This window comes from Flavobacterium ginsengisoli, assembly GCF_029625315.1.
Classification (GTDB): domain Bacteria; phylum Bacteroidota; class Bacteroidia; order Flavobacteriales; family Flavobacteriaceae; genus Flavobacterium; species Flavobacterium ginsengisoli.
Map to the genome: position 1 here is coordinate 2,076,976 of NZ_CP121110.1, position 13,353 is coordinate 2,090,328.

General features: G+C 34.0%; 10 protein-coding genes and 3 pseudogenes. 10 read left to right on the forward strand and 3 right to left on the reverse strand.

Annotated features, from left to right (window positions below; genetic code table 11):
* The first annotated feature begins 38 nt into the window (after nucleotides 1-38).
* From P5P87_RS09730 to P5P87_RS09775, 10 genes and pseudogenes are all read left to right on the forward strand, one after another.
* A pseudogene (locus P5P87_RS09730) lies at nucleotides 39-828 on the forward strand (TrmH family RNA methyltransferase).
* Between the two features lie 244 nt (nucleotides 829-1,072).
* Nucleotides 1,073-3,293 (forward strand): annotated as a pseudogene (locus P5P87_RS09735) (RelA/SpoT family protein).
* A 20-nt stretch (nucleotides 3,294-3,313) separates the two neighbouring features.
* Nucleotides 3,314-3,865 (forward strand): hypothetical protein, encoded by a 552-nt coding sequence (locus P5P87_RS09740; protein WP_278022393.1) that lies wholly within the window; start codon nucleotides 3,314-3,316, stop codon nucleotides 3,863-3,865.
* Nucleotides 3,866-4,038: 173 nt separating this feature from the next.
* On the forward strand, nucleotides 4,039-4,503 hold the full coding sequence (locus P5P87_RS09745; RefSeq protein WP_008462215.1) for a Fur family transcriptional regulator: 465 nt from the start codon (nucleotides 4,039-4,041) through the stop codon (nucleotides 4,501-4,503).
* 96 nt (nucleotides 4,504-4,599) lie between these two features.
* Entirely contained in the window at nucleotides 4,600-5,871 is a 1,272-nt protein-coding gene (locus tag P5P87_RS09750; protein ID WP_198856865.1) for an adenylosuccinate synthase, read from the forward strand.
* A gap of 52 nt (nucleotides 5,872-5,923) precedes the next feature.
* On the forward strand, nucleotides 5,924-6,508 hold the full coding sequence (locus tag P5P87_RS09755) for an NUDIX domain-containing protein (protein ID WP_278022394.1): 585 nt from the start codon (nucleotides 5,924-5,926) through the stop codon (nucleotides 6,506-6,508).
* A gap of 107 nt (nucleotides 6,509-6,615) precedes the next feature.
* Nucleotides 6,616-7,500, forward strand: coding sequence for a L,D-transpeptidase (locus P5P87_RS09760; protein ID WP_278022395.1), 885 nt, complete (start codon nucleotides 6,616-6,618; stop codon nucleotides 7,498-7,500).
* Nucleotides 7,501-7,787: 287 nt separating this feature from the next.
* Complete coding sequence (locus tag P5P87_RS09765; RefSeq protein WP_278022396.1) at nucleotides 7,788-8,378, forward strand: TetR/AcrR family transcriptional regulator; 591 nt, start codon at nucleotides 7,788-7,790, stop codon at nucleotides 8,376-8,378.
* A 63-nt stretch (nucleotides 8,379-8,441) separates the two neighbouring features.
* Nucleotides 8,442-9,443, forward strand: coding sequence for an FAD-dependent oxidoreductase (locus tag P5P87_RS09770; protein WP_278022397.1), 1,002 nt, complete (start codon nucleotides 8,442-8,444; stop codon nucleotides 9,441-9,443).
* Nucleotides 9,388-9,582: a hypothetical protein gene (locus P5P87_RS09775; RefSeq protein WP_278022398.1), complete on the forward strand. Its 195-nt coding sequence runs from the start codon at nucleotides 9,388-9,390 to the stop codon at nucleotides 9,580-9,582. Before P5P87_RS09770 ends, P5P87_RS09775 begins: the two co-directional genes overlap by 56 nt.
* A gap of 240 nt (nucleotides 9,583-9,822) precedes the next feature.
* Here P5P87_RS09775 and guaB read toward each other — a convergent pair.
* From guaB to P5P87_RS09790, 3 genes and pseudogenes are all read right to left on the reverse strand, one after another.
* Nucleotides 9,823-11,297: pseudogene (gene guaB, locus P5P87_RS09780) on the reverse strand (IMP dehydrogenase).
* 199 nt (nucleotides 11,298-11,496) lie between these two features.
* The gene (locus tag P5P87_RS09785; protein WP_278022399.1) at nucleotides 11,497-12,717 is read right to left on the reverse strand and encodes a DUF5723 family protein; all 1,221 of its coding nucleotides are present in this window, start codon (nucleotides 12,715-12,717) and stop codon (nucleotides 11,497-11,499) included.
* 169 nt (nucleotides 12,718-12,886) lie between these two features.
* Entirely contained in the window at nucleotides 12,887-13,348 is a 462-nt protein-coding gene (locus P5P87_RS09790) for a hypothetical protein (protein ID WP_278022400.1), read from the reverse strand.
* Nucleotides 13,349-13,353 lie beyond the last annotated feature (5 nt).

Below are 13,353 nucleotides of genomic sequence, written 5' to 3' on the forward strand. Positions count from 1 at the left end.
AGTACCTTAGCGCCTTAGAATCTTAGTCGCTTAAAAAAATGAAACAAATCACTTCAATTCAAAATCCGTTTATCAAATCTTTGGTTTTACTTCAAGAAAAATCCAAAGCCAGAAAACAAACCGGAACATTTTTGATTGAAGGTTTAAGAGAGATTTCATTAGCCATAAAAGGAGGTTACGAAATCGAAACGGTTTTATTTTTACCAGAATTAGTTTCAGAATCAGAAATTAATAAACTGATTCAAAATCCTTTTCAAATCATTGAAATCAATAAAGAGGTTTACCAAAAATTGGCGTATCGCGATACTACAGAAGGAATTCTAGCCGTTGCCAAAAGCAAATCTCTAAAATTATCTGATTTAAAATTATCTGAAAACCCATTAATTCTAGTTGTAGAATCTCTAGAAAAACCTGGAAATATTGGCGCCGTTTTACGTACAGCAGATGCTTGCAAATTTGGATGCCGTTTTGATTGCTAACCCGAAAAGCGATTTATACAACCCAAATATTGTACGATCGAGCGTTGGCTGTTTGTTTACTAACCAAATTGCTACAGGAACAACATCAGAAATCATTTCGTTTTTAAAAGAAAACAAAATCAATTTCTACAGCGCTACTTTACAAAATTCAACTTCATATCATACTCAAAACTTCACTACTCCAACAGCTTTAGTAGTTGGCACAGAAGCAACGGGATTAACACAAGAATGGCGAGAGGCTGCAACTCAAAACATCATTATTCCGATGCAGGGAGAAATTGACAGCATGAATGTTTCTGTCGCTGCCGCGATTTTAATTTTTGAAGCTAAAAGACAAAGAGGTTTCTGATTTTAGATTTTAGATTTTCTAAAGTCGCTTTGCTTCTTTTTGGAATTTGGGATTTAAAAATTGTAATTTATTTTTAATCCCCTTTTCGCTTGTCAGGCTGAGCGAAGTCGAAGCCCTTTTTTACAAGCAAAAATCTAAAAATTACACCCTAAAAAATCTAAAATCTGCACCCTTAAATCTACAATGGCAAAGCCTTGCGTATGTTCAAACTAATTCTTATTTTTAGTACTTGAACTATGCCGTTATGACAGAAATAGATATTGAAAAAGAAAATAAAGCTATTGCGCAGGAATACAAAGAATTACTACGAATAAGTTATCAAACTTTAAGCCCAACTGACAAAAAATTAATTCGAAAAGCATTTGATGTTGCAGTTGATGCTCATAAAGAACAGAGACGTAAATCGGGCGAAGCGTATATCTTTCATCCTATTGCAGTTGCAAAAATTGTTGCCTCAGAGATTGGTCTGGGAGCGACCTCTATCGCCGCGGCCTTATTACACGATGTTGTTGAAGACACTCCGATTACAGTAGAAGATATTGAACGCTTGTTTAATCCAAAAGTGGCACAATTAGTCGAAGGTCTTACCAAGATTTCGCTAGTTCAAAAAGACTTAAATGCTTCAATGCAGGCGGAGAATTTCAGAAAAATGATTCTGACACTGAATGATGACGTTCGTGTAATTTTGATCAAATTGGCCGACCGTTTGCATAATATGCAAACCATGGATTCGATGGCCGAATACAAACAAACCAAAATTGCGTCTGAAACTCTGTACATTTATGCTCCTCTAGCCCACCGTTTAGGACTTTACAACATTAAAACCAAACTCGAAGATTTAGGATTAAAATATACTGAACCTGCTGTTTACAATGACATTGTAAGTAAAATTCGTGAAACTAAAGAACAGCAAGATGCTTACATCAAAGATATTTCAGATGTTTTAAAGAAATCTTTAGACAGCGAAGGGATCGATTATATCATCAAAGGACGTCCAAAATCTATTTATTCTATTCGTCGAAAAATGCGTGCGCAAAACGTAACTTTTGATGAAGTTTATGACAAGTTCGCTCTTCGAATTGTATACAAAGCCGATCCGCATGAAGAAAAATTCATCGCGTGGAAAATATATTCTATCGTAACTGATCATTATCGCCCAAGTCCAAGCCGTCTGCGTGACTGGATTTCATCGCCTAAATCGACTGGTTATGAAGCTTTGCATATTACTGTTATGGGACCAAAAGGTCGTTGGGTCGAAGTTCAGGTTCGAAGCGAACGTATGGATGAAATTGCAGAAAAAGGTTATCTCGCACATTACAAATACAAAAATGGCGCAAGCGAAGAAAGTGGTTTAGATGTTTGGTTGAATTTACTTCGTGAAGCATTAGAAAATCCAGAAACTAATGCAGTTGATTTTGTGGAAGATTTCAAAATGAATTTGTACTCTAAAGAAATCTTCATCTTTACACCAAAAGGAGAAATCAAATCGCTGCCAAAAGGCGCCACTTCTCTTGATTTTGCTTTCAGCATTCACTCTGAAATCGGAATTAAAACACGTGGTACTCGTGTAAATGGACGATTAGTTCCTTTAAATTATGAATTAAAAAGCGGTGACCAAGTTGAAGTTATTACCTCTCCAAACCAGAAACCAACTGTAAACTGGTTGGAATATGTAACGACTTCAAGAGCAAAAAATAAAATTAAAAACGTTCTTAACGAGAACACTAAAAAAATTGCAGAAGAAGGAAAAGAATTACTTGTTAGAAAATTAAAACACCTAAAAGTTACTTTTAACGAACAGGTTACAAATGAGTTAGTTAATTTCTTTAAACTAAAAACAAGTTTAGATTTATTTTACAGAGTTGGAATTGGTGCAATTGAGAATCAGCAACTAAAAGATTTTGCTAGCCAGAAAAGCAATTCGTTTATCAATTTCTTCAAAAAATAAAATCAAACGAACTAAAGATACTGCTGATGAAGACATTCATAAACCAGTCATTAGCGACAACTATGACATGCTGGTTTTTGGAACCGAACATGACAAGTTAGATTATAAGCTTTCGCAATGTTGCAATCCAATTCCTGGTGACGATGTTTTTGGTTTTGTTACCATTAACGAAGGAATTAAAGTGCATAAAAAAGATTGTCCGAACGCGATCGGAATGCAATCGAATTATGCATATCGAATTATGAGTGCAAAATGGATTGACTCTTCTCAAGAAGAATTCAAAGCCATTATCAATATTACCGGAATGGATGTTTTAGGGCTTACCAACCAATTGACAAAAGTGATTTCAAACAATATGAGCGTTAATATACAAAGCATTTCGCTTAGCACCGATGCTGGAATTTTTCATGGGCAAGTTGCAGTAATCGTTAAAAACAATACCATTTTGAAAAAAATGATTAGCGCCATCAAGAAAATAGACGGAGTTGATAAGGTTACTAGAGAGTATAGAACTTAAACTAATTCATAAATTTAATCATGGAAAATCAATCCTTAGAAATTCCCAAAGTAATATTTGATGAAAATGGAGAACTTTTAATTACTGCATCTGAATCTTCATCAAAAGACGATTTTGATTTTTTTCAAGGAAAATCTGTTATTCGTAACAGAAAATTAAAATCCAGATTAACGAATTGCGATGAGTGGATTGAATTTCCTTCGACACAGGAAATGTACAAGATTCTAAACGGAATTGGAAATATTGATAATTTTCTAGCCACTTTCGATGGAGAACCTTTTGAAGGCATGACAGTAAGATTATTTAATCCGATAACAAAATTGTGGAGCATTTACTGGTCTGATTCTAACACAGGAACATTAGACAAACCTGTGGTTGGTTCTTTTGAAAGCAAAGTTGGGCATTTTTTTCTAAAGATGTTTTTGATGAAAAACCAGTTATTCAAGTATTCCGATGGGATGCCCGAGACGAAAAGAATCCTGTTTGGAGCCAGGCAATGTCTGATGACAAAGGAAAAACTTGGGAATGGAACTGGTACATGTATATGTCGAAATCAAGTTAACCATTGTTAGTTTTATCATAAATAAAAAAAAATATGTTAATTAAGCTAAATTAAGCTTTCAAAATATTTTTAGCGTAAAAGCCTGTATTTAGTGCATTATAACTAACCAAAAACAAGTTTAAACGTTAAACTTTAAACCCGAAACTTTTATTCATTAAAAATAAAAAATTATCTTTGCCAGATATGACACTTATTTCAACTGACAACACTAAGAATCAAGAAATTGTAAAAAATGTTTTTACACTATATCTTGAACAAAAAGGGCATCGCAAAACTCCTGAGCGTTATGCTATACTTCAGGAAATTTACGATAGCGAGGAGCATTTTGATATAGAAAACCTTTATATCAAAATGAAAAACAAAAACTATCGTGTAAGTAGAGCTACTTTATACAACACGATCGAGTTATTGTTGGACTGCGCTTTGGTTAGAAAACATCAATTTGGGCAAAATCAGGCTTACTACGAAAAATCATATTTTGATAAACAGCACGATCACATCATTATGACAGATTCTGGTGAGGTAATCGAATTTTGTGATCCAAGAATTCAAACCATCAAAAAGACTATCGAAGAAATTTTTGATATCGAAATTACAAATCACTCGCTTTATTTCTACGGAAACAAAAAGCAAAACTCAAATTCATAGTCTTTTCAAATTAGACTTTTCAAAAAATAAAAAAAAGAAAATTAACTACATAATCAGTAGGGCAACTTAGATTGTCTCAACGCAAATTAAAACAGAATGACCGTAGATTTATTACTAGGATTACAATGGGGAGATGAAGGTAAAGGAAAAATTGTTGACGTACTTACCTCAAATTACGATATTATTGCACGTTTCCAAGGAGGACCGAATGCAGGACATACATTAGAATTTGACGGAATTAAGCACGTACTAAGAACTATTCCTTCTGGAATTTTTCATAAAAACTCAGTAAATATCATCGGAAATGGAGTTGTAATTGATCCTGTAGTTTTTCAAAAAGAAATTGAAGGTTTAGAGAAATTTAACCTTGATATTAAAAGTAAATTAATCATTTCAAGAAAAGCGCACTTAATTTTACCAACGCACCGTTTGCTTGACGCAGCTTCTGAAGCTTCTAAAGGAAAAGCAAAAATTGGTTCTACTCTTAAAGGAATTGGACCAACTTACATGGATAAAACAGGTAGAAATGGTTTACGTGTTGGAGATATCGAATTAGAAGATTTCAAAGAACGTTACAGAGCTTTAGCAGACAAACATGAAGCAATGATTGCTTTTTATGATGTTGCTATTCAATACAATTTAGCTGAATTAGAAAAAGAATTCTTTGAAGCTATTGAAGAATTGAAAAAATTAGATTTTATTGACAGTGAAGAATACATGCACCAAGCTCAAAAAGCTGGAAAATCTATTCTTTGCGAAGGTGCTCAAGGATCTTTATTAGATGTTGATTTCGGAACTTATCCGTTCGTAACTTCATCAAACACTACTGCTGCTGGAGCTTGTACAGGTTTAGGAATTGCTCCTAACAAAATTAAAGAGGTTTACGGAATTTTCAAAGCTTACGTTACACGTGTAGGTAGCGGACCTTTCCCAACTGAACTTTTTGACGAAGTTGGTGCTACAATGGCAAAAGTAGGTAACGAATTTGGTTCTGTAACAGGAAGACAAAGACGTTGCGGATGGTTAGACCTTGTTGCTTTAAAATATGCAGTTCAAGTTAACGGAGTTACTCAGTTAATGATGATGAAAGGTGATGTTCTTTCTGGTTTCGAAACTTTAAAAGTTTGTACAGAGTACAACTACAAAGGACAAAACATTTCTCATTTCCCTTACAACATTGAACCAGAAAACGTTACTCCGGTTTACAAAGAGTTTAAAGGATGGAAACAAGATTTAACTGGATTAACAACTTACGATCAGTTGCCAATTGAGCTAAAAGAATATATTGAGTTTATTGAAAAAGAAATCGAAGTGCCAATCAAAATCGTATCGGTTGGACCAGATAGAAAACAAACAATAACAAAATAATACATTTAAACGCTCTGATAATCAGAGCGTTTTTTTTTTGAAAAATAGTTTTATGAGAAAAAACCCTGAAATTGAAATAACAGAAACCAAATTACTATCTGATAATTGGTATCTGCTAAACAAAGTAACTTTTAATTATAAAAAAGAAAATCAGCTTGTTGAATCGCACATCCGTGAAGTATACGATCGCGGAAATGGCGCTGGAATATTATTATACAATACTGCTAAGAAAACAGTTGTACTAACAAGACAATTTCGTTTGCCGACTTATCTTAACGGAAATAAATCTGGAATGATGATTGAAGTTTGCGCTGGACTTTTAGACAAAGACAATGCAGAGCAAGCTATAATTCGCGAAACAGAAGAAGAAACTGGTTATCGTTTAAGCAAAGTCCAAAAAGTAATCGAAACTTATATGTCGCCAGGTTCTGTAACAGAAATTCTATATCTTTTTGTTGGCGAATACGACGAAAACATGAAAGTAAGCGAAGGCGGCGGACTTGATGCTGAACAAGAAAATATTGAGGTTTTAGAATTTACTTTTGACCAAGCTTACGCCATGATCGAATCTGGAGAGATTTCAGATGCAAAAACGATTATGCTGTTACAACACGCTAAAATAAAAGGGTTGATATAAATAATTTTAGACCCAGTGAAAATGAAAATCCCGAAACCAATTCAAAAAATTATGTAACCCTTTTCAGCTATCAGATGTATAACTTTATATTCATAAAAATTCGACGTATGAAAAAGTTATATTACACAGCAAACGTACTACTAATCTTGATGTTGGTTTTATTAGGTTCTTGCAAAAAAACCGATACCATCACGCTGACTGAAAATAAAAAAGAGAAAAAGAAGGTAATTGAATATAAAAAACCGGAAACGGTTTCTTATCAAATCGAGAAAACCAAAGATTGGCTCAAACTTAATGAAGCTGACAGTTCTAAAATGGATATTGTTTATGCTTTGAATAGAACCGATAAAGCCAATTTTAAAAAACTGGATTCAGTTGTAATTCCAGCAGATTTTAGCGGAGATTTGGTTTACTATCTTCCTTTTCCATTGCATGTTTCGGCTTTAGAAGAAGTTTCAAAAATTATCCTTTTTTCATATCCAACGCAAGCTTTTGTCGCTTACGAAAACGGTGAATTGGTTCGTACAGGTCCAACCAATATGGGAAGAAAAAAAGACCCTACTCCTACTGGATTGTTTTTCACCAATTGGAAAGCTGAACAAACTACAAGTACATTTAATGACGAATGGGATTTAAAATGGAATTTTAATATTGAAAATAAATTAGGAGTTGGTTTTCACGAATATGCATTGCCTGGATATCCTGCATCACATTCTTGCTTACGACTATTAGAAAAAGACGCTAAATATCTTTATAAATTTGCTGATGAATGGATTTTGAAGGATAAAGAAAACGTAAAAGTAAAAGGAACTCCTGTGGTTGTTTTTGGAAGTTATAATTTTGATGAACCAAAACCATGGCTTAAACTAGCTTCAGATCCAGAAGCTTTAAATATTTCTGAAGGCGATATTGAAAACACAGTAACCCCCTACTTAAAAGAAATCTTAGAAAATCAGAACCTAAGAGAAGCCGAGCCAACGAAAACTCTGTAAAAATATATTCTAAATATATAATCAGCTGAAATGATACAATATCGTTTCAGCTTTTTTTTGTTTGATTTTAAACATAAAATTTGGTTAAAGCCCTTCTCTTTGTCCTTTTTTCAACCTCCTGCTAAAGCTGGAGACAATCCTTTTCCAAACCTTAAAACCTTTGTCTCTTTGAACTTAAAAAACTCAGAATCTCAGAACCTTAGAATCTTAGAACCTTTAAAAAAACATAAATAAGCGATCGTTCATTTATTATTTTTTGTATCTTTGTACCATAATCACGTAAAATTATGAGAACTAGAGATATCAATAAAGAGGAAATTGTAAAACAAAAAGCAATTGAAATGATTGTTACACAAGGCATAGAAGGTTTTGGAATGAATCGTCTTGCTAAAGAATGCGGTATTTCTGTTGCGACACTTTATATCTATTATTCAGACAAAGAAGACTTAATTAAAAAAATCGGAATTGAAATTGGTAAAAACTTCTTCGAAAAGATGTTTGATGGATTTTCTGCAGATATGTCTTTCAAAGATGGATTGCGCAATCAATGGGAGAATCGTATCTATTTCAATATAAACTTTACACAGCAAGCAACTTGCCTAGAGCTTTTAAAACATTCTACTTATGGAGATGCGATTATCGCAGAAATAACAGGTGATTATAAACAAATGATGACAGAATTTATGCTTGCCGCAATTGAGAGAAATGAACTTATTTCTATTCCTTACGAAATTTTTTGGAGTATTGTTTATGGTCCGCTTTATTCTCTTCTAGAGTTTCATAGAGAAGGAAAATCGATGTCTGGAAAACCCTTTGCTCTTACAGATGAAATAAAAGACAGCGCTTTTAATCTCGTTCTAAAAGCACTTACTCCTTGAGGATAAATTCAATTTTAAAACCATATCAACAACAAAATTTAAATACAATATAATTTCAATAAAATGAAAACTTCGATTATAGAAAATAAAAAGATCGCCATTATTGGCGGTGGACCAGTTGGATTAACAACTGCAAGAATCTTACAAATTAATGGCGCCAATGTTACGGTTTACGAAAGAGATCTTAACTCACAAGCAAGAACATCTGGCGGAACTTTAGACATTCATTCCGACTCAGGGCAATATGCAATTCAGAAAGCTGGATTAATGGATGAATTCTATAAATACGCACGCCCAACTGGCGAAAAAATGGCTGATATAGACGGAAATATTACTTCTGACGAAATGCCTGATGAAACCAATGCTTTTTCTCGCCCAGAAATTGATCGCAATGATTTAAGAAAAATTATGTTAGAGAATCTTAAAGAAAACACTGTTGTTTGGGATAGTCAATTAATCAATATTGATAAATCTGAAAATCAATATATTTTAGAATTCAAAAACGGTACTACAACAACCGCCGATTTTGTAATTGTCGCAAATGGAGGAAGATCAAATGCACGAAAATTTGTAAGCGATCAAGAACCTCAACTTTCTGGAACTTATATTATTCAAGGCGAAATTGCAAATCCAGATCAAGATTATCCTGAATTTAAACCAAAATACGGAAACGGAAACGTGATGGCAATGGGCGAACATAAAATGTTTTACACGCACACTATGCGTGATGGTTCTGTTCACTTTGGAGTTTCTTTTAAAGCAGATGAAGACTGGATTTCAAATCACGGAATTAACTTTGAAGACGATCAATCTGTTATTTCTTTTTTGAATGAAACTTTCAAAAATTGGAATGACGATTATAAAAAATTCTTCACTATTTCAACCGAATTTTCTGGTTTGCCTTTGCGTTTATTTTCTTTAGAAGAATCTTGGAAAGAACATTCAAATATTACACTTGTTGGCGATGCAAGCACATTTAATGCCTCCATTTGCAGGAGAAGGTGTAAATATGGGATTATTCGATGCTTTTCATCTAACCGAAAATTTAACCAACGGAAAATTTGAAACCATTGACGAAGCAATTGCCAATTACGAGAAAAAAATGTTTGGCTACGCATTAGAAGCACAACGCATGACAAAGAAAATGGAAGATTTATTGCACTCTGATATTGTTGCTGAAGATATTTTAAACAGTAGATTTTAAATTTCAATTAGAAATTAGATAAAGCCTCAGCAGGCAAAATACTTATAGTATTTCATTAACAAATTGGAAAAAAGCTCCAGCAGAGCGACATATATCATATCTAAGATAATATGTCGCTCCGCTGGAGCTTTATATTGTAAACATCTCATTTTCTCTATAAATATTTCGCTTCTCCGAAGCTTATAAAAAAAGGAGTTGTCTTTTTGAGACAACTCCTTTTTGTTTATGATACACCCTAAATTATCTAGAATAATTTGGAGCTTCTTTTGTAATTGTTACGTTGTGAGGATGACTTTCAGTGATTCCGCTAGAAGTGATTCTCACGAAACGCCCTGTTTCCTGTAAAGTAGGAATATCTTTTGAACCACAGTATCCCATACCTGCACGAAGACCTCCAATAAACTGAAGCATACTTTCGTTTAATTCTCCTTTGTAAGGAACACGTCCAACAATTCCTTCTGGAACTAATTTTTTAACGTCGTCTTCAACATCTTGGAAATAACGATCTTTAGAACCAGTTTGCATTGCTTCAACAGATCCCATTCCGCGGTAAGATTTGAATTTTCTTCCTTCAAAAATGATTGTTTCTCCTGGAGACTCTTTTGTTCCTGCTAATAATGAACCTAACATTACACAGTCAGCACCTGCAGCGATAGCTTTAGGAATATCTCCTGTATAACGAATTCCACCATCGGCGATAACAGGAACTCCAGTTCCTTTGATAGTCGCGGCAACTTCCAAAACTGCCGAAAATTGAGGAAAACCAACACCTGCAACGATACGAGTTGTACAGATAGAACCAGGTCCGATTCCAACTTTTACTCCATCCGCACCATTTTCTACTAAATATTTAGCAGCCTTCTGGAGTTGCAATGTTTCCAACAATTACATCTATTTGAGGGAATTTTGATTTTACTTCTTTTAAAGTATTCACAACACCTTCTGTATGTCCGTGAGCAGTATCGATAATGATTGCATCTACACCAGCAGCAACTAAAGCTTCAGCTCTTAGAACTGCATCTCCAGTAACTCCAATTGCAGCAAGCAACTCTTAAACGACCAAAAGAATCTTTATTAGCGATTGGTTTTTGAGTCAGTTTTGTAATATCTCTAAACGTAATTAAACCAACTAATTCATTTTGAGCATTTACAACTGGTAATTTTTCGATTTTATGACCTTGCAAAACTACTTCTGCTTGTTCTAAAGAAGTTCCTTCTGCAACTGTTACTAAGTTTTGACTTGTCATAACCTCAGCAATTGGTCTTGCACCGTTTTTCTCAAAACGCAAATCACGGTTTGTAACGATACCTTTTAGGATTTTATTTTCGTCTACGATTGGAATACCACCGATTCCGAATTCTTTCATAGCGTTTTTTGCATCTGCAATAGTAGAGTTCATTGGTAATGTTACCGGATCGATAATCATACCTGCTTCTGCGCGTTTTACTTTTCGAACTTTTCCTGCTTGTTGTTCGATAGTCATATTTTTATGTAAAACACCAATACCTCCTTCTTGTGCCATAGCGATTGCCATTGCACTTTCTGTAACTGTATCCATAGCAGCAGATACAATTGGAACGTTTAATGTAATGTTTCTTGAGAATTTTGATTTAATGCTCACTTCGCGAGGAAGCACATTCGAGTAGTTAGGTACTAATAATACATCGTCGTAAGTTAAACCTTCGCCGATAATCTTGGAGTTGTGTGCTATCATGGTGCAATTTCTAGTTGAATTGCGTGCAAATATAGTGAATAAATTGGTAACTTGAATACTAAGTTATTCATAAATTTGCATTTACACGAATTATCTTATAAAACAATACACCCAAGCCCAGATGGAAATGGAGAGCCCCGAAAAGCCAAAAAGCTTTTTTTCTGATTTAAAAAAGCGACTACTAATAATATAAATAAAATTAATCTTCTCTGTCTTGAAAAACGAAATTGATTCCGAGTTGGAAAGCGGCACTACTGGCTTTGGAAATGTCTTTATATTCTAAAACATTATTGACTAAAGCATAAATATTTACTGGGCCAATTGCCCCTGAAAGGCCTAAACCAATATTTTTATTCGAAAAAGTATCTAAGGTATAAGTTGCTTTAAGATCTAATTTTCTAAATATATTTCTTCTGTAAAAAGCGGTCAAAGCAACCAAAGGTTCGCGAGGAGCAGACATTCCGAAAACCTGAAGTCCAGCGGCATTTTTATAAAATTTTTCAACATTGCCATGACAATTACACTCATCTAAACGTTTCTCTCCGAAAGAGTATTGAATAGAAGAATAAATTTTTGTTGGACGCCAAGTAGTATATTTATTATGAAGTGTATCTCTTGGTATTGCACGATCAAATTCGTCAAAGACATTTTCTGGATCATCTGAACCTAAAAAGTCAGGATTTGCCCCATTGTATTGGTAAGTTCCTTTATAGGTAAGCGTTTCAATGTCTTTGGTCTGTCTCACAAAACCTAAATCGACAACGCTTGCTGTAAACTGCAAATTGTCTTTTATATAATAGGTAATTCCTGCATCTACACCAAAACCAAGACTTCCATTAAAAAAGGTATTATGGGCAATGTCACGAATTACATTTCCTTCGTATTCATCTTTTGTAAAACGGGCTAGTCCAGAAGTTTTTAATTCTAAATTGGAAGAAATGATCTGGTTATAAAGATTTGGAGTTCCTGGCTGCTCACCTGTATAAATGTAACCTGAGTTTTTGGTAGAAGTTGCATTTGCACCGCTTGAATAAATTTTGGCACGTCCTCCATAAACAAATTTATCATTTACTTTTTTATGAAAACCAACATGAAAAACAGAAAGCACTTCGGCTTTCATATTTAAATCACCTAGATTAAACGATTTTCCGATATAATCTCGATTTCCGTTTAAAGCCAGTAAAGCCAGATCTTTTGGAATAAACATGAAGAAATCAAATTCCTGATACAATCCAAACGAAATGTAAGAACGACTTTCTCTACCTCCAACTCTAAATCCGCCAGAAAATATCTCTAACTGTTGGTTGGTCACTACCTTGTCTTTACTAGAAGATTTATTGATAACATCTCTAACTTTTTGATTAAAATCGACCCCATCATTTGAAAATAAATCATAGGCCGAAAAACTGCTAGAACCCACATTGGCTGAAATTCCAGATAAGACCGGAAATCCAAAGTAATATTTATACGAAACATCGGCCCCGGATTTACAAGCGAAGACTGCGGAATTGAAGTGAAATTATACAACAGCTCTCTGTTTTGAGCAAAACAAGAAAGATGAAAAAACAAACAAAGGATTAGCGTTTTTCTCATTCGATTACTAAATAAGCCGTTGCACTGGATCTCAATCTTAAATTTCCTTCACTGTTAGCATTTAAAGGAGGTCCAGCAGCAATTAATACAACAAAACCAATTTTTTGGGTTTGTTTTAAAAGGTCTAATCGTGTGTTTTCAAAAACTTCTGTGGGATATTTTATAACATTTGGCGTTCCTTTATAGGATGGAACATTAAAAGATATTCTTTCTAAGACTTGATTGTCTTTGTCAAGCAAAAGCATATTTAAGACAAAAGTACGCTCGATATTATTTTCGACTTCAAAATCAAATTCGGCTTTCTTAAGGCGTTCTGTAAAAAATTTATTTTTAAAAACATCAAAATCTCTTACGTCATATATAATATTGGTTCCGCCATCATCTATAAGTCTATTTGCAGGAACATTAAAATATGCTAAGTTGGCAACAAAAACAGGCTCAATCTTAAAATCGTTCACCTGAT

Excerpts from the sequence above, each read along its gene's own strand:
- P5P87_RS09740 (WP_278022393.1), top strand. The coding sequence starts at position 3,314 with ATGGAAAATCAATCCTTAGAAATTCCCAAAGTAATATTTGATGAAAAT.
- P5P87_RS09750 (WP_198856865.1), top strand. The coding sequence starts at position 4,600 with ATGACCGTAGATTTATTACTAGGATTACAATGGGGAGATGAAGGTAAA.
- P5P87_RS09765 (WP_278022396.1), top strand. The coding sequence starts at position 7,788 with ATGAGAACTAGAGATATCAATAAAGAGGAAATTGTAAAACAAAAAGCA.
- P5P87_RS09770 (WP_278022397.1), top strand. The coding sequence starts at position 8,442 with ATGAAAACTTCGATTATAGAAAATAAAAAGATCGCCATTATTGGCGGT.
- P5P87_RS09760 (WP_278022395.1), top strand. The coding sequence starts at position 6,616 with ATGAAAAAGTTATATTACACAGCAAACGTACTACTAATCTTGATGTTG.
- P5P87_RS09775 (WP_278022398.1), top strand. The coding sequence starts at position 9,388 with ATGGGATTATTCGATGCTTTTCATCTAACCGAAAATTTAACCAACGGA.
- P5P87_RS09745 (WP_008462215.1), top strand. The coding sequence starts at position 4,039 with ATGACACTTATTTCAACTGACAACACTAAGAATCAAGAAATTGTAAAA.
- P5P87_RS09755 (WP_278022394.1), top strand. The coding sequence starts at position 5,924 with ATGAGAAAAAACCCTGAAATTGAAATAACAGAAACCAAATTACTATCT.